The sequence below is a fragment of the Methylocystis parvus genome (assembly GCF_049675845.1).
Lineage (GTDB): Bacteria > Pseudomonadota > Alphaproteobacteria > Rhizobiales > Beijerinckiaceae > Methylocystis > Methylocystis parvus_A.
Map to the genome: position 1 here is coordinate 3,812,689 of NZ_CP187161.1, position 19,241 is coordinate 3,831,929.

Here is a 19,241-nt window from a genome sequence, read left to right on the forward strand (position 1 = left end):
CGCGGGCCTCACTCCACGATCACCCGAACAGGCCGCGACATCACAGGCGCCAAAGCGAGCCGCGCCTGTATGCGATGCGCGCCCGGGGTCATCGGCCAGAACACGGTTTCGTCCGCCTGCGCGACAGTGAAAGGCGCCCCGTCGACGGTCCAGACGATCTGCACGTCCTTCCCGCCATTCACGAGCTTTAAAGCTAGCTTGTTGAGATGCGCCGGCTGCTCTGGGTTGCGCCAGATATGCATATTATGTTCGGGCGTCGCGACCACGAGCGGGCCATCCGATAAGGCGGCCTCGATCTGCGTAGGAGCGGACGCAACGGCGGGAGTCGCCGCTTCGCCTGGCTTCACCCATTCCCGCAACGTTTGCGCGCAAGTTGGGCCCGCATCCGCGCGACAAAGGTCGATCGCGATGAGATCGGGCGGCGGCGGGAATGTCTCCGGCGCGATCTCGCCGGGCTTTGCGCCATGCAGCTTCGCCATCACGGCATGGGCGAGACGCGCGGCGGAATTGGCGCCCGCGAGTCCGCGCATGCCATTGGCGTCGCCGCGCCCGAGCCACACGCCGACGACGTATTTGTTCGAGAAAGCCAGCGTCCAGGCGTCGCGATAATTCTGGGACGTGCCCGTCTTCACCGCGACGGCGAAGGGATATTCGAGCGGGCCGTAGCGCGGGAAGGAGGGAAGCCGCGCCTGCGGATCGGAGAGGAACGAGGTGACGAGCCGCGCCGTATCGAGCGACAGGACGCGGCGGGGCGGCTCCGGCGCCTCGTCGCGCGCGAAGGAGAGACCGCGCATGACGCCGTCATCGGCCAGCGCCGCATAGGCGCGCATCAGATCTTCGAGCCGCGTCGGCAGGGCGCCGATCGCCATGGAGACGCCGAAGCTTTCGGGCGCTGTTTCGAGATTATGCAAGCCGAGTTCGTGGAGGAAGGCGAAATTCGCATCCAGCCCCACACGGCGCAGCAGGTTCGTCGCCGGCACGTTGCGCGAATTGGCGAGCGCCTGTCGCGGCGTCATCGGTCCGAGATAGAGCCCGTCCGCGTTGGCGACGCCCGAGGCGCCTTCGGGAATGTCGTCGAGAAGATCAGTGGCCTTTATCGCGCCGCGCTCCAGCGCAAGGGCGTAAATGAAGGGCTTGAGCGTCGAGCCGGGAGAGCGCATGACGCGCGTGAAATCGAAGGCGCCCGCGCGCGGATCGTTGTAATCGGCCGAGCCCACATCGGCGATCACGGCGTTCGTTCCGCGCTCGGCGACCATCACCGCGACCTGCCTTGCGCCGGCGTTGCGGAAGATGGAGAGGTAACGTCGCGCGAGCTGCGCCGCGTCGCGCTCGATGGAAAGATCGATCGTCGCCTGAATGCGCTGATCATAGGGAGACGCCGCATGCACGCGGCCCTCGCGTGCGAGGCGCTCATAGCGCAAGGCGAGATGCAGCATGTCCGGACGGCGCTTCGCCTCGAAAGGCTTCATCGCCGCAAGCTCGCGACGGGCCATCTCGGCTTGCGTCGCGTCCAGCGCGGCGCTTTGCTCAAGCTGTGCGATGGCGTAGCGCGCCCGCTCCTTTGCGAGTCGTAGCCCGCTCTCGCGCGTGATGTTCATGCGCCCCGGCGATTGCGGGATGGCGGCGAGGAGCGCAACTTGCGCCCAGGAGAGATCGTCGACAGGCTTGTCGAAATAGAAGCGCGCGGCGTGCGCGATGCCGTGACTGCCGAGCCCATAGGGCGCGAGGCGCAGATAATGGGCGAGCGTCGCGTCATGTCCGTTGCGCTCGACGAGCGAAAGCGCCGTGGCGGCTTCCCAGAACTTGTTGACATAGCTGCGCGCCCCCGGCGCCTGCATCCGCGCGACCTGCATGGCGATGGTCGAGGCGCCTTCCATGCGCCGGCGATGGGAAAGATTGTCCCACAGCGCGCGCAACACGGCGCGGGCGTCTATGCCCGGATGCGAATAGAATCGTCTGTCCTCGAGCGCGAGCGTCGCGGCCGCGACGCGATCGGGGATGCGTTCGAGCGGCCAATAGCCGTAATCGATACGCTTCTCGCCCGTTTCGTCACGCGTCGTGCGGGCGATTTGCGTGAGGAAGGCCCCATTGCGGTCATAGACGATCTGGCTCGCGGGCGGCGCGACGAGATCGGCGTCGGTCGCCGCCGCTTCCATGATCATCGTCCCGCCGCGCAGCGCCGTCAGGGCGACGGCGAGCGCGGCGAGAAGCGCGAACCTGCTCATGGCTGCTTGGCGATTTCCACGCGGGCGCCGGCGCTCTCGCCCCGCACGCCCTTCTTGTACATCGTCTCGACCAGCGCCGGCGGCTGCGTGTAAGCGCCCGCCGTCTGCGCTTTCAGGCGGAAGGCGAAGCGGTAATTGCCCTTGGGCAGGGAGTCGTAGGCGTAGAGCACGCGGTCGTCGCCATAGGACACCCATGTCGGCGCGAGCGTCGGCGCGCTGGAGGGCTGCGCTTCGGCAGGCGCCGTGGCGATGTTGGGGTTGAGCGGCTCATAGCCCGCCGCGAGCGGCAGGGAGATCGCAACATAGGTGCGATCCTCCGGGTTCACGACCTCCGCCGTCTCCTCGATGACGTCGCCCTGATTGACGCGCAGCGCGCCATCTGTTGCGTCGAGCTTCTCGGGCGCCTGGCCGCTTTTCACGCGCCAGCTCTGGCGGGTGATGACGAAGCCCTCGCTTTCCGGTTTTGCCTTCGCGCCCGTCTCGACGGGCATGTAGCTGGTTTCGACCAAAGCGACGAGCGGCGCGTTCGATGTGTTGGAGATCGTCAGCGGCGCATCCTTGTCCGTGACGTGACGCGCGACGGGGTTGTTCGCGTCGATCGTCATATTCGCCGGCGCGCCGCCTTGCGCGAAGGCGACCGCGATCGGCGCCACCGGGCGCCGCCAGCCTTCGGCGAGCGCCTCGATCGCACTGGCGTTGGCGTTCGTCGTCCCCCAGCCGTCACCCTCGCCGAGGCGCAAGAGCGCATCGCGCAGAACCGGCGCACGCGGATCGGAAGGCGCCGCAAGCGCCGCCGCGCGCAGCATCTCCGCAAGGCTGCGCGTCTCGGAGGGCAGGATGAGATCGGATGCGTTTTCGCCTGCCTGGCCCGCATAGACCTGCACGCCGCCGCGGCTCGCAAATTTTACGCGGCCCCACATGGTCTCCATGAGCGAGGCGAGAATGCGCTGGTCGACATTGGGCATGCGCGAAGCCGCGGCCGCCATTTCGGCAACGCTCTCATTGGGCAGGAAATCCGCGCGGCGCGACAGCTCGGCGACATAGGACTCGTCGAGCTTGCCGCCTTCGGCAAGAGCTGCGAGCGCCGCCGCGCGTTCGCGCATTTCCTCGCCGCCCAGCAGGCGCGAATAGTCGGAGCGAAGCGAGAGCTTCAAAATATTGGCGAGGCGCTCCATCAGCGTCTTGTCGACAGGCTCGCCTGCACGATCCGCCCGCGCAAGGAAAGCATACGCCCAGGCGGTGAGCGAGACATTGCCGCGCGCGCGCGGCCAGAAGGCCACGAGCCCGTCGCTGTCGACCGATTGCTCGATCTGCGTCGCCGCGCTCTTTACGCTCGACGAAACGCGATCCTGCAAGCCCGCCGCCGAAAGGATCGGCGCGAAGCCCTTGAGCGACAGGCTCGCGCGGGCGAGCGCCAGCCGCTGCTCGGTGCAGCCATAAGGATAGTCGACGAGCATGTTGAGGCCAGCGACGAGCTTCACCAGCGCGGGATCCGCCGCGACGACGATACTGCGGGAGAAGGTCTTCGCGCGCGCTTCGTCGCCGGTCGCGGCGAGCGTCCTGGTATCGCCCGGCGCGATTTCAATCACCTCATATTTGCGCGTCGGCTCGCGGTCCGGCTTCACAGGAAGATCGATTTCGACCGCGTCCTTGGCGCGGTCTGCGTCGCGATCGATGCGGAAGTTGAGCTTCACGCTATCCTCAAGCGAGGACGGCGTCTCGGCGCGCACATCGACGCGCACCGGCTTGTTCTGCGCCCAGTCGATCTTGCGGGCGGCGTCGCCCGCGAGTTTCAGCGCCGGCGCCGCGATAGCCGCCTTGCCCGCGCCGCCGGGGCCTTCCACGATGCGCGCGACGAGGCCGATGTCGAAGGCGTCGCCGGGGCGGATGAAGCGCGGCAGAGCGGGCTGCGCGACGAGTTCCTGGCGGATGAGCATTTCGCCGCCCGCCGCGCCGAAGCGGTCCGGCCCGCTCACCGCCTTGGCGCGCAGCTTGAACACGGTGAGCGTGTCGGGCAGCGCGACCTTGATCTTCGCGACGCCGTCGTCCCCGACCTTCACGCTCGGCAGATAGATCGGCACGGGCGTGAAATTCTTGCGCACGGATATGTTGTTCTCCGCGCCCCACTCGGAGAGGTCCGCTTCGCCATCGCCGCCCGAAATCTCTTCGAGCGGAATGACGCCGAACGCCATGTTGCGCGTATCGCGGGCCGCCATGTTTGTCGGGCGGGGCACGATGAAGCTCGGCAGCGGATCGAGCGGCCGTTCGGTAGCGAGCGACAGCACCGCCTGATCAACCATCCAGAAGGTCGCTTCGCCGGCAATCGGCTTGCCCGTATCGTCCGTGAGCTTCAGCGTCACCTCCACATCCTGGCCGGGCCGCGCCTTGCCGGGCGCGTCGAGCTTCACATTCACGATGTTCTTTGCCGGCGTCACCTCGACCCACTTGGTCGCGGCGATGGTGACCGGCTTGCCCTGGTCGAAATTGGCTGAGGGCTGCGGCGCGCTGTCCTTCAAGCGCCCGCGCATGATCAGGAAATGAACGGCGAGTTTCGGCGTCTGCTCTTTCTTCACCGGCAGCGCAAAGCGGCCGAAGCCGTTGGCGATGTCGACGAAGCTGTAATCATAGACGCCGTTCGGCTGTTCGACGATGGCGAGCGCGCGCGCGGTCTGGAAAGGCGACTGGATGACCAACGTCCCGGTTTCGCCGGGCGCATATTTTTCCTTGTCGGTCGTGACCGTCGCGGAAGCCGCCGGCGGGCGCGCGAAAGTGACGGGCGTGTCGCCGCCGACGAAGAAGTCGACGCTGACCTGCTGGCGGCGCTTCAGTTTGTCGTACGCTTCCAACTGCACGACATAGACGCCCGCGTCTCTGGTCGTGAGTTCAATCTTCTGGGCTTCCTTGGCGCTCGTCACCTTTCGTTCGAGAACCGTCTCGTCCTGAACCTGCGTGACATATTTCGCGGCGCCCTGCGCGAAGTCGCTCGCCTGCAGCGTCGAGATCCAGTTGCGCTTGATGAGGCGCAGGGTCATCTCGACGCCAGCGACGTTCTCGCCCTTCCCGTCGACGGCGATGAGCTCAGGCGTCACGGCGCCGGGCTTCTCGACATAGCGCGGCGTCTTTACGCCGAGCACGAAGGGCGGCAGCGCGATGACGTTCTGCACGTTGCGCACTTCAATGCCGTCGTCGCCCGTCACCGTCGCCTCGATGGAATAACGCGCGGCTGCGCGGTGGGCTCGATCGTCGTGTCGAAGGTCATGCGCGCCGCGCCGCCGGCGTCGGTGCGCGCGTCGCGCTCCAGAATGGCGTTCGATTTGAACTTGCCGTCGCCCGAGAAGCGCGCATCGGTCGAGAAGAGGAAACCCTCGCGGTTCGGCGGCGTGAAGACGTGCGGGAATTGCGCCGCGCGCCATTTGACGGGACGATCCGCCGCGAGCCCGCCCGCGAAATAGCGTGCGAGCAGATCGACGTCGAAGGTTCCGTCGAGCGCCACCGTCTGCGGCGCGCTGAGCACGACTTCGAAAGTCGGGAGACGATAAGCTTCCTTCTTGAAGGAGAACTGGCCGCAGGACGTATCCTGCGCGGCCGCATCGGCGCTCTCGCCCTCGGCCTCCGCGTCGCTTTCCTCTTTCTTCGCGTCCTTCTTTGGCGCGTCGGGTTCGAATTTCACCTGATAGTCGCCCGTCGCGGGCGTCTGGGCGTCGAACTTGTGATAGAAGCTCCCGCTCGCGTCGAGCTTCACGGGGATGCGCCATTCCTGATTGTTCGGCCCCGTCACGACGAGCGCGCCGCCGGTCTTGGTCAGCTTCAACGCGCCGCCAATGTAGGTGCGAACATAGCCCTTGATATGCGCAGGCTCTTCGGGGCGGTAAATCGGCCGCTCCGAGAAGACATGGCAGAGCGTGCGCGGTTTCTCCGCACGGGGCGAGTCGCTTTCCGTCACCCAGGAGAGCCATTGCGCTTCGGGCTTCGACCAGAGTTCCTTGGAATATTCCGACGGCGCGCTGTCGGGGTCGATCACGAGCGTGTCGAGCCCCTTGCTCACGACGACGCGGCGCAACTCGCCATCGCCGCGCTTCGACGGCGTCCATGAGAAGAAGCCGCTGGCGTCGGTGGTTCCCGTGGCGAGCGTGATGAATTTGTCGTCCTTCACGCCCTCGACGCGAATCTGCGCGCCGCCCACCGGCTGCGCCGTGGCGAGCGACGTCACGGCGAAGCGCACGCGCGTCGGCTCCTCGATGGCGGAGAGCGAGAGGTCCGTCACCTGCACGCGCAGCCATTTGCGCTTGCTTTCGTCAACGGTGCGCAGCCCCACGAGATAGGTTCCCGGTTGCTCCTTGCCGCCTATGCGCGCGAAGTCGTTCTTCAGGTCCACGCCGAATTTGGCGTCGGCGCCATTGCGCTTGATCGGGAGATCGACGAGGCGCGAGACCGGCGGCGAGCCGAGCGTCTTGATACGATCTTTGATCGCGTCGGCTTCGATATTCCCGCTCTCGCTCCAGCGCTTGGGTTCGTTGCCGGGCAAAGGCGGGGCGTCGTCGTCGCTGGTCTCGACGCCCTTTTCCGGGAAGGGCCAGAAGTCGCGCGCGAGCGGATCGATGGCGTGTATGCGGATGTCGGCGCGGTCATAGCCGCGCCCGCGCAGCGGCAGGAGCTGCGCGCCGAAGCGCTCGACGACGCCATAGCCCGCGTCCCATTGCAAGGCGGGCGTATCGCGCGTGAAGGCGAAGCGCTGCGAGAAGGCGGAAGCGAAGGGCCGGCCGCGCTTGTCCTTCAAGGCGCCGGGGGCGATGGCGAGTTCGTAGACTTTGTCCGTGAGGAACTTGCCGGTGAATTTGAGATGGTTCGATTCAGTCTCGACAGCGAGATCGTCGACCGGCGGCGTGATGCGTAGCGCTTCTCTCGCGCGAAGTATATCGAGTGACTCAGCCTCGGCGTTGAGGGTCAGCGTGAGGCGGCGCTTCGCCGTCGGGATATAGGTCGACGCCGCGTCGCTTTCCTCGTCGTTTTCAGGCGCGGGCGCGTCGCCATTCGCCGCGCAGCGCAGCACGCCGCCGAGATTGTCGTCGCTCCAACCGCGCCCGCAGGTGGCTTCCGTCACGGCGAAGGGCAGGGCGGTGCGGATGCGCAGTTCGTAAGTCTCGTCGTCGAGGCCCGGTTCGTCTGAAAGCCTGAGGCGCAGAATGGCGACACGGCCATCGCTGATGCTGTCGCGCAGGCGCAGCACATAGGTCTGCTCCGCGCCGGATTCCTTTCGCTCCAGCGCGCGAATGTCATAGGCGGAAGGGCTCAGAATCTGCCCGCCCTGCGGCGACACGCCGGGCGCGGGACGCAGTTCGACCGTGATCAGCCGCGTGAGCGCCGCGACGTCGACGGGCTGCGCGAAGGTCAGCGCGATCTGAGTGAGTTCGGGTGTGGGGTCGGCGCCGTCGGCCGGATTGGTTGAACTCGGCGTCGGCAGCAGCGCGACGAGCTTCTGCTCCGCGCTGCCGCTTTTCACGGTGATGCGCGCCAAGGGTTTCCAAGGCTCGGCGGGTCGGAACTGCAAGGCGCGGGCGCCGATCCAGCGCCATTCGCCCGCCGGCTGCGGCGTAATGGCCGCGTAGCGCGCGGCGTTGTCCTCCGGTCCGCCATTCTTCGGCCCGGTATCGCCGGGGAAGAAAATCGTCAGCGGATCATAGGCGCGCAGAAAGCGATCCGGCGCGATGCGGGCGCCGTCGGCGCGTTGGGCGCGGTCGAAGAGGGGCGGCGCTTCGGCGCGCGCGGGCTGCGCGAAAGAGATGGCCGCGCAGAGGCAAAGGAAAAAGGACTTTTTCATCGCTGCGACTTTCATGGCTAAATCACTTGCTTTTTTTCATGCCGGCCTTGTCGAGGAGATCGGCGACGACCTCCTCCGGCGGGCGCGCGGGGGGCGGCGATATGCCGACGATCGCCGTGCGGATGGTGGCGGCCGTCGCGTCCGCAGGCACGCGCGCTTCGAGGAAGTAGCGGCCAGGCGCGAGCTTGACGACCTGGCCCACGCCTTCGCCGAGCGGCTTGCCGCTTGCGTCGATAAGGCGCGCGGTGACGCGATCCGGCTCGGCGCGCACGCCGATGCCAATGTCGCCGTCGCGCTTCGTTTCGAAGGCGAAGAGGACGCTCGCGCCGGGCGCGACGGCGATGGCGTCGTTGACGCCTTCATGCGCCTCGATCACCTTCTGCGCGCCGATATCGAGCGCGCCGGACAACGCGCCGTCATGCGGGGCGTAGATGTCGAGCGTCGCGTCGCCCGCCGCCATGTAGTGGCGGAATTCGACGCCGGCGGGGTAGGCGAAGGTTTCGCGCTTGCCGTTCTGCGTGAACGAGACGAGCGCGGGCGCGCCGCTCGACGCGGTGAGCATGACCGGCGCGTCGCGCTTGATGGCGAAGCGCATGGCCGGACCTTCGAGCGCGACGCGCTGCGGAAGCTCCGCCGCCCGCGCCGCCGGCTGCTGCCAGGGCGCCGCGCCGTTTCTTTCGATCCACGCGGCGACGAGGCCGGGTTTGTAATCGAGTGCGAGTTCGCCTTCGGCGTCCAGCGCGATGTCGCTGCCCCGCGCGATGCGGCCGCTCTTCGAGATGAAGGTCGCGTTCGCGCCGACGACGATCAGGCGATCGCCACGCTCGGCTGCGACGGGAAGCGAGAGCTGACCGGCGGCGCCGAAGAAGCGCTTGAGCGCCGTCTTCGCGTTCAGCGAAAGGGGCGCATCCGGCGTTCGCGAAATGCGGGCCGGAATCGGCGCGTCCGTCAGATTGACGAGAAGCACGCGCTCTCCGGCGCCGTGAATGACGCGCGTGATCGTGGCGCCGTCGCCGAAGACCGCGGATTTGTCGATGAAGGCCGCAAGCCCGCCGGCGAGATCGAGCGCTAGCGGCGCGGCCGATTTCTCCATGTCAACGGGCAGAGCGCTCATGGGCGGAACGAGGCCGGCATAGAGCGCGCCGCCATTGACGGCCGGGCGCGTTTCCACGTCGAGCGCCGAGAGCGTCGCGCGCATGGCGGCGAGGCTTTCGGCGTTCCACAATTGCGGCGCGGCGTCGCTTGCGAGCGCGATGGCCGCGCCTTGCGCGACGCCCATGCCATGGCCTGCGTCGATCGCCGGCTGCGCGAAAGTCGAGCGCGCCAGCCACAGGCGCGTCTTGCCGCGCGGTGCGCCGAGCGGCGGCAGATAAGCGCGCTCGCTCTCGCCAATGTCGAGCGCGATTTCCTGTCCGAGCCATTCGAACGCCGCGACATTCGCCTTGGCCTTGCAGTCGCGCGTCATGAGCCAAAGCGCCTGCGACTGCGGCGCGAGCGCGCCGGATCGCGTCGCGCGCAGCGGGCGGCCCGGCGCGGAGCCCACGGCGATGGCGTCCGACGTCGTCATTTCGACGAGCGCGGCGTCGGGCGTGTCGACCTTGGCGACGCAGACCGCCGGCGCGCCGTTCACCGGGTCAAAGGAGACGTCGCCAGCGCGGCGCGCGCGCTGTTCGATGGCGCGGGCGGCGACAGAGATAGGCTCCTTGGCGCCGTCGACAGGCCAGATGGTCGCGCGCCATTCGCCTTTCGCGTCGGCAGGCCAGGCGATCACGGGCGAGAGGCCGCGCTCGGCGCCGACGACGCGCCAGGCGGCTCCGTCGCGTTTTTCGATCGAGACAGCAATCTCAGTTGCGGAACGCGCCGCGACGATCACAAGCGAACCCGCAGGCGCCGCCGGCAAAGCGAGGCGCTGCGCACCGCCGCTCGTGAGCGTCGCTTCATCGGCGAAGGCGAGCGGGGCTCCGTCTTTTTCATCAAGAAGAGAGAGACGCGCCTCGACGCCGGTTAGGTTTTCTTCCGTTTCCGCGGCGTCGGCCGTTGCGCTTTCATCCGCGCCGCCTTCATCGCTCGCGCTCTCTGTTTCGTCGCGGGACGACTCGTCTGTCGCTTCCTCGCTGGGCGGATTGCGCGTCGCGCCGAGTTCCTCCAGCTCCAGCCGATAGGCGCCTGCGGGAAGACGCCGCGACAAAGCCACGTTCCAGTCATTGGCGCGCGGCTCCAGACGCTCGATCGCCTCGCCGGAAGCGGTCTTCAGCGCGCCGATCGTCTCCTTGTCGCCGAAGGTCGAGAGATCCACGACGCCTTCTTTGGCGAGATTGAAGTCGAGCCGCGCCGGTAGATCGACGCGTTGCGGGGCGCCCGGCTGCAATTGGGTCGAGGTCAGCGCAATCTCGTAATCGAGACGGTCGTCATGGGAGAGGCTCCGCGCCTCGACGCGATAGTCGCCCGCCGCGAGCTTGCCCTTGAACGGGCGGTCGCCGGCCACCTTGCCGATATTCTCATTCTCGCCCTTGATGATCTCGCCGATCATGCCTTCGCCGATCGACAGCTCGATGTCGCTGTCGCCCGCGAGCGTGAAGCGCCAGACGTCCGGCGTGCGCGGGGCGCCCAATGCCTGCGGCTCGCGCCATTGCAGCTTCTGCGTCTTCTCGAAGGGCAGGGGATGCGGGCCGTGTCCCTCGAGCGCGACCTCGGGGACGATCGGCTTGATGCGCGCAACAAGACGCGCTTCGACATCGGAGGGGCTCACGACGAGGCGATAGGCGCCGGGCTCTAAACGGCGGGTCTCGCGCTTGAACGAGCCGGGCTTCGTCAGCGGCCAGCCTTCGCCGTCTTCGAGCCGCGCCTGCCAATCCTGCGCAAGGCTCGCAAGCTCGATGCGATAATCGCCCGCGCGGGTGATCTCGATGGGAATGACGGCGCCTTTGCCCGGTGCGAGCGTCGCGCGCGCTTCGCCTTTGTCTGCGATCTTCGCGGTTGGCGTCAAAGTCGCGGGGGCGACGGAGAGGCCGAGATGGCCATCGGATTCCTTCGCGGTCACGGCGGCGCGATAGGCGCCGGCGCGCAGATAGGTCGTGACGAGCGCATTATTGCCCGGCCCATTGGCTTCGCCTTCGCCGAGCTTAGGGGAAACGGCCGCGCCGACGCGCAACGCGGTCTTCAGGCGACCCAGGGTCTCGACGCGGTAAAGCCCGCCTTGCCCGACGTCGAACTGCAGGTTTTTCGTCTCGTCGCGTTTCAGGTCGAAGAAGGCGGGGCGGCCGGCGGCGGCGCGCGTCTTGGCGTTTATCGCGCCCTCGGGCTCCGGCGTCGCGGCGGGCGCCTCGGGGAGATAGATGAGGCCGAGAGCGCGCTCCTTCTCGGACGCGGCGATTTTCACGGTCACGAGGCGCTGGTCGTTCTCCGTCTTTTCTTCCGCGAAGACGAGCGTGACGTCGGCGCCGGACGTATCGCGCGCGACGACTTTGCCGTCCTTGGGAAGGCGCAGAGGGATCGTCAGCGCCTGTCCCTGCGCCTGATGCAAGGCGAGCGGCGCCTTGGCGAGATCGGCGGGCAGGGCGACGACGCGGGGGCCGGTGAGTAGCTGCGGCGCCGTGTTTGTCAGGATGATATAGGAGCCGTTGGATTCGAGCTGGCGCTCGCCAAAGGAGAGAGACGCCCGCGAGGGCGCTTGCATCGGCGAGGCGACCGCGAGGCCAGGCGGGCCGAGAGTGACGTCCACAACGCCGCCCGCGCCGTTCAGCGGCTCCAGCGTGAGAAGATAGTAGCCCGCGACGAGGTCGTAGCGCGTCGAATCCTTGCCGTCGGCGCGCGCCGGCGCGAGATTGCCGAGCGCCGGCTCGACCGTCGTGCGCAGCTTTACGCCCTTGGCGTCGACGCCGATCTGTCCGTCGCGCGTCGCCTCGAAGAGAAGCGAGACAGGGCCGAGCAGATTGAACTTGCCGCGCCACGCCTTCCCGGCGCCGATGCGCGGAAGGTCCGACGCCAGCACTTGCGTCTTGCCGTCCTTCTCGATGCGCGCGAAGAGCGCGGTCAGCGGCGCCTCGTCGCCGCCTTCGCCCGCGACGTCGACCGAGACGAGGTGCGGGCCGGCGGCTTCGAAAGTTTCGCGATTGGACTGATGCACGGCGCGCACGCTGTAGGCCTGGCCTTCGAAGCCCGAGACTTCGACCCGGGCGGTCGCGGCCCCGTCGCCGGGGAGGCGCAGTGAGGCGACCGGGGCGCGACTCGTCTTGTCGATGACGGCGACATCGTGCGCATTGCCGCGCTTCGCTTCGAGACGCGCCGCCGCCTGCTGCGGCAATCCGAGCCGGAAGGAGTCGTAGGTCGCCGGCGCCTCGAAACGCGCCGCGCCGAAGGGGCCGATGACGCCTTCCGCCACGCCCGCCGCAAGAAGCGCGGGCTCGGCGAGCCGCAGCATGAAGGGCTGAGCGCTCGCGCCGTCCGACCAGACGAGCTTTTCGCCGCCATAGGCCGTCACCGTGTAGCGCCCGGCAGGGAGCTTCCCCTCGAGGCGCAGCCGGTTCATGAAGCGGCCCGGCTTCGTCTCGACGGTAGTCCGCTCGAACGCGATGTCGACAAGCGCGCCGTCCGCCTGCCACACCCGCAAATCCTGCAGCGCGCGGCCGACGGCTTCGATAAAGACAGGGTTGTCGTTCTTGACCTCGAGCGTGAAGGAGCGCTGCTGGAGGTCTCCAAGCTCGCCGCTCTGCACGGCGCCGGGAGCCAGCGGCGGCCGCGCCGATTCGGCTTCGGCGAAAGGCTCGACGCTCACGCTCGCCTTGCCCTTTGCGTCCTTCACCGCGCCGATGCGCAGCTTGTAGACGCCCTTGTCCAACAGCGCGTCGATGCGGCCGTCGCGCAAGCCGGCGGCGCCGGCGGAATCGAGCGGTCCCGCAATCATGTCGACAAGCTCGATGCGCGCGCCGGTCGGAGTCTTCGTTCGGATCGCGTAGCGGCCGGGCGTGGGAATGGTCAGCAGGCTCGCACCGTCTTTGTCGAGCGTGACTTCCCTGGGCGCGATGGCGACGGCTGCGGCTTTCGGCTTCGCCTCGACGATTGCGTCCTTGAGCGGATCCCTGGCCTTGGAAGGGAAGGCCGAAAAAAGATAGGCCGCGCCGGCGGCCAGGAGAGAAAAAGCGATGCGCCGCATGAGGCCACCATAAAAAGCGTGAGCGGCGCGAGAGCCGCGCAGCGAGGATAGGGTCCGTTTCGTTGGAAAGTCGAGGCTTTGAGCCTTTTTCTCACAGACCGCCATCGACACCCTCCCATACGAATTTGAGACAAGCCGATTTTGTCCTAAACTGGCGACGACAAATTAGATTTGCGCTGGCGCACAGTCGGCGCGCCTTTCCGGGAGAACCCATGCGACGGTCCATTTGCGCATTGACGACGGCTCTCGCGCTCCTGGCTTCAGGCGCATCCCTTGCGGAAGTCGTGACGCTGCGTTCGCCGGTCGATTTGCGCGCAAAGCCAGGGCGGAATCGACCGGTCCTCTTCACCGTCGCGACGGGAGGCGAGGTCGACGTTCTCAAGGACGGCCGGGAATGGGTGCTCGTCGCCTTCCGCGGGGAGCCGTTCTACGCCTCCGCCGCGCAGTTGACGAATGCGACGCCGAGCGATCTGCCGTCGGCTGATCCGACCTGCGACTACGGCTATCCCTATTCGGGCAGCGGCGCGTTTTTCGCGCGCCCGCTGGCGCAATTGCGCCATAGCGAGCCCCTCGGATTCTTCCTGGGATATCACCGCTACTATCCGTGTTGAGAGCGCTGGATTTTGTTCTGACGAGCTGCGACAAAATCGCGCGAAGGCGCGTTTGAGCGCGTCATCTGATTGTCGAGATTTTGATCGACGCGCGTCGAAACCTAGGCGGCGCCTAGCGCGATCCATGTTCCAATTATTTGATCTGTGACAATTGCGCGCAGAAGCCTGTTAGGTCTGGGTTTTTTGATCTCTGTCAAAAACGAGTAGTTGTTGCGCTGTACAATGCGCCTGTATCTCGAGTTCGCGCGCAACGAGACTTTGTCACGCTTTTCGGGCCGTGACGGGAAGCTCGCATGCGCAAGAAGTCCGCGGAAACCTCCAGAGGAAAGACATCATGGAGCGCCCCCCTCTCATCGCGAAACAAATGACGTTCGGCGAGAAATCGCTGAGCGCCATTTTCCTCGCCTTGGCAATCGCGACCGCCTTCATCGCGACCAAGGCCCATACCCCTGCTTACGGTTTCCACGCCGCGCTTTTCGCGCTGGGGTCCATCGGGGCCGTCGTTGCGATTTTCCTGCGCTATCGCGCGCGCGACGCGCAATTGCCGCCGCTGACGATCGACGGGCGGCCCAACTATAATTACGGGCCGATCAAATTCGCGTCCATCGCGGGCCTTTTCTGGGGCATGGCCGGTTTTATCGTCGGCCTCTACATCGCCCTGGAGCTCGCCTACCCGGCTCTCAATCTCGATATGCCCTGGACGAACTTTGGGCGCTTGCGTCCACTCCATACGTCGGCCGTCATTTTTGCATTCGGCGGCAATGCACTGATTGCGACGTCCCTCTACGTCGTCCAGAGAACGTGCCGGGCGCGACTCCCCGGAAAATGGGCGCCGTGGTTCATCGTTTGGGGATATCAACTTTTCATCTTGATAGCGGCGTCAGGCTATGTGCTCGGCATCACTCAGGCGAAGGAATATGCAGAACCAGAATGGTATGCAGACATCTGGCTGACCATCGTTTGGGTCACGTATTTACTGGTGTTTCTCGGCACACTTAGAAAACGCGAAGAGCCGCATATCTACGTCGCCAATTGGTTCTATTTGGCGTTCATCGTGACGATTGCGATGCTTCACATCGTCAATAATCTTTCACTACCCGTGTCGTTGGTGGGCTCGGAGAGCTATTCGCTATTCGCCGGCGTTCAAGGGGCGATGACCCAATGGTGGTACGGGCATAACGCGGTCGGATTCCTGCTCACCGCCGGCTTCCTCGGGATCATGTACTATTTCATTCCGAAGCGCGCTGAACGTCCGATCTATTCATATCGCCTGTCGATCGTGCACTTCTGGTCGCTGATCTTCCTCTATATCTGGGCTGGCCCGCATCATCTCCACTATACGGCGCTGCCGGACTGGGCGCAGACGCTCGGCATGACGTTCTCGATCATGCTGTGGATGCCGTCGTGGGGCGGCATGATCAACGGCCTGATGACGCTCTCAGGCGCTTGGGATCGTCTCAGGACTGACGCCGTGATCCGGCTGCTTGTTGTGTCGGTCGCATTTTACGGTATGTCGACGTTCGAGGGGCCTCTGATGTCGATTAAGGCCGTGAACTCGCTGTCGCATTATACGGATTGGACGATTGGCCACGTGCATTCCGGTGCGCTGGGGTGGGTCGGCTTCGTCTCCTTCGGCGCGCTCTATTGCATGGTTCCGTGGCTGTGGAAGCGAGAAGGCCTCTACTCAATGCGCCTCGTCGAATGGCATTTCTGGCTCGCGATGATCGGCATCGTTCTCTATATATCGTCGATGTGGGTCGCAGGTATCACGCAGGGCTTGATGTGGCGCGCCTACGATCACCTCGGCTTCCTCAAGTATTCCTTCATCGAGACCACCGAGGCGCTTCACTGGCCATACGTGATCCGCGCGACGGGAGGGCTTCTGTTTCTGCTCGGCGGCGTGATCATGGCCTATAACGTTTGGCGCACGGTCAGAGGCGACCAACCCGTCGATCTTAAAGATCAGCCGCGTGGCGCTGCGGCTCCCGAACTCCGTCCCGGCGTCGTTGCCGTTCCGGCCGAATAGGGAGCATACCATGAACCACGCAATTTTTGAGAAGAACTCCCTCATCCTTCTAATCGGCACACTGATCGTCGTCTCGATCGGCGGTATCGTCGAAATCGCGCCGCTCTTCATGATCCAGTCGACGATCGAAAAAGTCGAAGGCATGCGGCCTTATTCGCCGCTGGAACTCGCTGGACGTGATATTTATGTGCGCGAAGGGTGCTACAACTGTCATAGCCAGATGATCCGGTCGCTGCGGGACGAAATCGAGCGCTATGGTCATTACTCGCTCGCCGCGGAGAGCATGTACGATCATCCATTCCAGTGGGGCTCGAAGCGCACCGGACCGGATCTCGCGCGCGTGGGCGGAAAATATTCGAACGACTGGCATGTCGAGCATATGCGCAGTCCGCGCGCCGTGGTGTCCGCTTCGATCATGCCCGGCTATCCCTTCCTCGCGCAGACGCCGCTGAAGGCCGAGCACATTGAGGAGCAGATGCGGACCCTGCGCATCGTCGGCGTGCCCTACACCGACGAGCAGATCGAGAACGCGCAGGCCGACCTTCTGGCGCAGGTCTCGCCCGAGGCGCCGGGCGGCGCGGAGATGCAGAAACGCTATCCGAACGCCGTCTTCGCCGACTCGCCGTCGAAAGCGGGCGTGACCGAGGAGGACGCGCTCGTCGCCTATCTGCAGCACCTCGGCGTTTCGGTCGACTTCAAGCTCTACGACGACAAGGCCAACATCAGGTGACGCCATGAGCCCTCAAGCAGCCGAAGCGGCGGCAGCCTACGAAAGCTGGCGAGCGTTCGCCGGCTATTGGGGCCTGATCTTCTTCGGCCTGATCTTCCTGGGCGTCATCGCCTACGTCTTCTGGCCATCGCGCCGGAAGCAGTTCGAGCAGGACGCCCAAATCCCTTTCCGAGAGGACGAAAGCGATGTCTGACGACATTGACAAAGGCAAAGTCAGAATTGACCCGGTCAGCGGGACGCCGACCACTGGACACGAGTGGGACGGCATCGAGGAATTGAACACGCCGTTGCCGCGTTGGTGGGTGTGGACATTCTGGATCACCGTGATCTGGGGCATTGGCTACACGATCGTCTATCCCGCCTGGCCGACGGCCGGCGGCGGCACGCAGGGGCTCTTCGCCTGGAGTTCGCGCACGCAGGTCGCGAATGAGGTGGCGGACCTGCAGACGACGCGCGGTCCCGTGCTCGACAAAATCAAGGCCGCGCCGCTCGACAAGATCGAATCGGATCCCGAACTGCTCGCCGCGGCGCGCATGATCGGCAAGACGGCCTTTGCGACGAACTGCGCCGCCTGCCACGGCGCGGGCGGGCAGGGCGCCAAGGGCTACGCCAACCTCAATGACGACGACTGGATCTGGGGCGGCAAGCTGTCCGACATCAAGCAGACGATCGAGCATGGGGTGCGCTGGGACGCCGACAAGGCGACCCATGCCTCCGCCATGCCCGCTTTCGGCCGCGACGGCATTCTGACGCCCGAGCAGATCTCGATCGTCGCGGATCACGTGCGCACCTACGCCGAGACGCCGGACTCCGACGCGCCGACGGTGGAGGGCGAGAAGCTCTACGCCGAGAATTGCGCGGCGTGCCATGGCGTCGACGGCAAGGGCAATCCGGAAATGGGCGCGCCCGCGCTTTACGACCAGGTGTGGCTCTACGGCTCCGACAAGCCGAGCGTCGTCGCGCGCATCGTCAATGGCGGCGGCGCCGTGATGCCGGCCTGGAAGGACAGGCTGGACGACACGACGATCAAGGCGCTCACCGTCTATGTGCATTCGCTGGGCGGCGGGCAGTAAGGCTGCCCCCTCCCTGTCCCTCCCCCGCTAAAGCGGGAGAGGGGACGGTCACGATCGGCATTCTCGATGAAGGCGCCCCCCGGCTCCCTCTCCCGCTTGCGGGGGAGGGGTGGGGAGGGGGCCATGCCGCAAGCAGAGTTCCATAAGATGTCCAGCGCCGACGCCCAGAACCACCTTCTCGACGAACCCTTCGTCGAAGCCGCGCACAAGGTCTACAACAAGAAAGTCGACGGACATTTCCGCCGCATCAAATGGGGCATCCAGTTCGCGACGCTCGCGATCTACTATTTCCTTCCCTTCGTTCGCTGGCACCGTGGTCCCGACGCGCCGAGCCAGGCGGTGCTCGTCGACTTCCCGCATCGCCGCTTTTATTTCTTCTTCATCGAGATCTGGCCGCAGGAAGTCTATTACATCACGGGCCTGCTGATCCTCGCCTCGCTGACGTTGTTTCTCATGAACGCGGTCGCGGGCCGCATCTGGTGCGGCTATATGTGCCCGCAGACCGTGTGGACCGATTTCTACATGACGACCGAGCGCTGGATCGAGGGCGACGCCCGCGACCGGATGAAGCTCGACGAAGGTCCTTGGACGGCTGAGAAAATCCGCAAAAAGGTTTCCAAGCATTTCGTCTGGCTGCTCATCGCCTGGTGGACCGGCGGCGCCTGGGTGCTCTATTTCGCCGACGCGCCGACGCTCGTCTATAATCTCGCGACCTTCCAGCCGGGCGTGGGCGAAGCCTATCTCTGGATCGGCATCCTCACCTTCACGACCTATGTCTTCGCAGGCTGGATGCGCGAGAAGCTCTGCCTGCACGCCTGTCCGTGGCCGCGCATTCAGGCGGCGCTGACCGACGAATACGCGCTGAACGTCACCTATCGCTACGATCGCGGCGAGCCGCGCATGTCGTTGAAGCAGGCGAACGCCGCCCGCGCCGCGCATGAGCCTTCCGGCGATTGCGTCGATTGCGGCCAGTGCGTCGCCGTTTGCCCGACGGGCGTCGACATTCGCAAGGGCGCGCAACTCGGCTGCATCCAATGCGGCCTCTGCATCGACGCCTGCGACGCGGTCATGGAGAAGATCCATCGCCCGCCGCGCCTCATCGGCTACGACACGGAGATGAACGTCAAGCGCCGCGAATGCGGCGAGGAGGCGATTTACAAGCCGTTTCGCGTGCGCACCGTTTTCTACGCCGTGCTCATCGCCGCCATTGGCGGCTTCATGTCGATCACGCTCATGACGCGCGGCGACATGCATGTGAGCGTGCTGCACGACCGCAACCCGCTCGCCGTGCGGCTTAAGGATGGCGGCGTGCGCAACGGCTACACGATCCGCTTCGCCAACAAGAAGCCGGAGACGCGGCGCTTCGTCATCGCCGTCGCGGGCCTTTCCGGCGCGCAAACCGAGATCGTGGGCGTGACGCCGGACGACAAGGGCCAGGAGGTGATCGAGGTGGGGCCGGATCAAACCCGCGAAACGCGCGTTCTTCTCTCGACCCACGGCGTGTCCTCCAGCAAGGGACAGACTCCCATCGTCTTCACCGCGACCGACGCCGAGACAGGCGCGTCGACCGCCGTGAAGGACGTCTTCATCTGGCCGTGAGGGCAAG

10 protein-coding genes are annotated in these 19,241 nt (G+C 65.8%); 6 read left to right on the forward strand and 4 right to left on the reverse strand.

The window, feature by feature from the left end; translation table 11 throughout:
* Positions 1–8: 8 nt before the first annotated feature.
* Genes ACPFMJ_RS19720 through ACPFMJ_RS19735 form a run of 4 tightly spaced genes read right to left on the reverse strand, consistent with a single transcriptional unit; the run spans position 9 to position 13,195 of the window.
* Positions 9–2,225: a transglycosylase domain-containing protein gene (locus tag ACPFMJ_RS19720; RefSeq protein WP_424361587.1), complete on the reverse strand. Its 2,217-nt coding sequence runs from the start codon at positions 2,223–2,225 to the stop codon at positions 9–11.
* Positions 2,222–5,422 (reverse strand): alpha-2-macroglobulin family protein, encoded by a 3,201-nt coding sequence (locus tag ACPFMJ_RS19725; protein ID WP_424361588.1) that lies wholly within the window; start codon positions 5,420–5,422, stop codon positions 2,222–2,224. Before ACPFMJ_RS19725 ends, ACPFMJ_RS19720 begins: the two co-directional genes overlap by 4 nt.
* The gene (locus ACPFMJ_RS19730) at positions 5,419–8,043 is read right to left on the reverse strand and encodes an MG2 domain-containing protein (RefSeq protein WP_424361589.1); all 2,625 of its coding nucleotides are present in this window, start codon (positions 8,041–8,043) and stop codon (positions 5,419–5,421) included. The genes ACPFMJ_RS19725 and ACPFMJ_RS19730 overlap by 4 nt, the downstream gene beginning before the upstream one ends.
* A gap of 22 nt (positions 8,044–8,065) precedes the next feature.
* Positions 8,066–13,195 (reverse strand): hypothetical protein, encoded by a 5,130-nt coding sequence (locus ACPFMJ_RS19735; RefSeq protein ID WP_424361590.1) that lies wholly within the window; start codon positions 13,193–13,195, stop codon positions 8,066–8,068.
* A gap of 212 nt (positions 13,196–13,407) precedes the next feature.
* Here ACPFMJ_RS19735 and ACPFMJ_RS19740 point away from each other — a divergent pair, with 212 nt between their 5' ends.
* From ACPFMJ_RS19740 to ccoG, 6 genes are all read left to right on the forward strand, one after another.
* Positions 13,408–13,806, forward strand: a complete 399-nt coding sequence (locus ACPFMJ_RS19740; RefSeq protein WP_424361591.1) for an SH3 domain-containing protein — start codon at positions 13,408–13,410, stop codon at positions 13,804–13,806.
* 334 nt (positions 13,807–14,140) lie between these two features.
* A complete protein-coding gene (gene ccoN, locus ACPFMJ_RS19745) occupies positions 14,141–15,832 on the forward strand; it encodes a cytochrome-c oxidase, cbb3-type subunit I (protein ID WP_424361592.1) in 1,692 nt (563 codons plus the stop codon).
* Between the two features lie 10 nt (positions 15,833–15,842).
* A complete protein-coding gene (gene ccoO / locus ACPFMJ_RS19750; RefSeq protein WP_424361593.1) occupies positions 15,843–16,562 on the forward strand; it encodes a cytochrome-c oxidase, cbb3-type subunit II in 720 nt (239 codons plus the stop codon).
* 4 nt (positions 16,563–16,566) lie between these two features.
* Entirely contained in the window at positions 16,567–16,755 is a 189-nt protein-coding gene (locus ACPFMJ_RS19755) for a cbb3-type cytochrome c oxidase subunit 3 (RefSeq protein ID WP_424361594.1), read from the forward strand.
* On the forward strand, positions 16,748–17,635 hold the full coding sequence (ccoP, locus tag ACPFMJ_RS19760; RefSeq protein WP_424361595.1) for a cytochrome-c oxidase, cbb3-type subunit III: 888 nt from the start codon (positions 16,748–16,750) through the stop codon (positions 17,633–17,635). Before ACPFMJ_RS19755 ends, ccoP begins: the two co-directional genes overlap by 8 nt.
* Positions 17,636–17,758: 123 nt before the next feature.
* A complete protein-coding gene (ccoG, locus tag ACPFMJ_RS19765; protein WP_424361596.1) occupies positions 17,759–19,234 on the forward strand; it encodes a cytochrome c oxidase accessory protein CcoG in 1,476 nt (491 codons plus the stop codon).
* The last annotated feature ends 7 nt before the right edge of the window (positions 19,235–19,241 follow it).

Coding starts and splice junctions, on each gene's coding strand:
- ACPFMJ_RS19720 (WP_424361587.1), bottom strand. CDS start 2,225: ATGAGCAGGTTCGCGCTTCTCGCCGCGCTCGCCGTCGCCCTGACGGCG.
- ACPFMJ_RS19730 (WP_424361589.1), bottom strand. CDS start 8,043: ATGAAAAAGTCCTTTTTCCTTTGCCTCTGCGCGGCCATCTCTTTCGCG.
- ACPFMJ_RS19735 (WP_424361590.1), bottom strand. CDS start 13,195: ATGCGGCGCATCGCTTTTTCTCTCCTGGCCGCCGGCGCGGCCTATCTT.
- ACPFMJ_RS19740 (WP_424361591.1), top strand. CDS start 13,408: ATGCGACGGTCCATTTGCGCATTGACGACGGCTCTCGCGCTCCTGGCT.
- ccoN (WP_424361592.1), top strand. CDS start 14,141: ATGGAGCGCCCCCCTCTCATCGCGAAACAAATGACGTTCGGCGAGAAA.
- ccoO (WP_424361593.1), top strand. CDS start 15,843: ATGAACCACGCAATTTTTGAGAAGAACTCCCTCATCCTTCTAATCGGC.
- ACPFMJ_RS19755 (WP_424361594.1), top strand. CDS start 16,567: ATGAGCCCTCAAGCAGCCGAAGCGGCGGCAGCCTACGAAAGCTGGCGA.
- ccoP (WP_424361595.1), top strand. CDS start 16,748: ATGTCTGACGACATTGACAAAGGCAAAGTCAGAATTGACCCGGTCAGC.
- ccoG (WP_424361596.1), top strand. CDS start 17,759: ATGCCGCAAGCAGAGTTCCATAAGATGTCCAGCGCCGACGCCCAGAAC.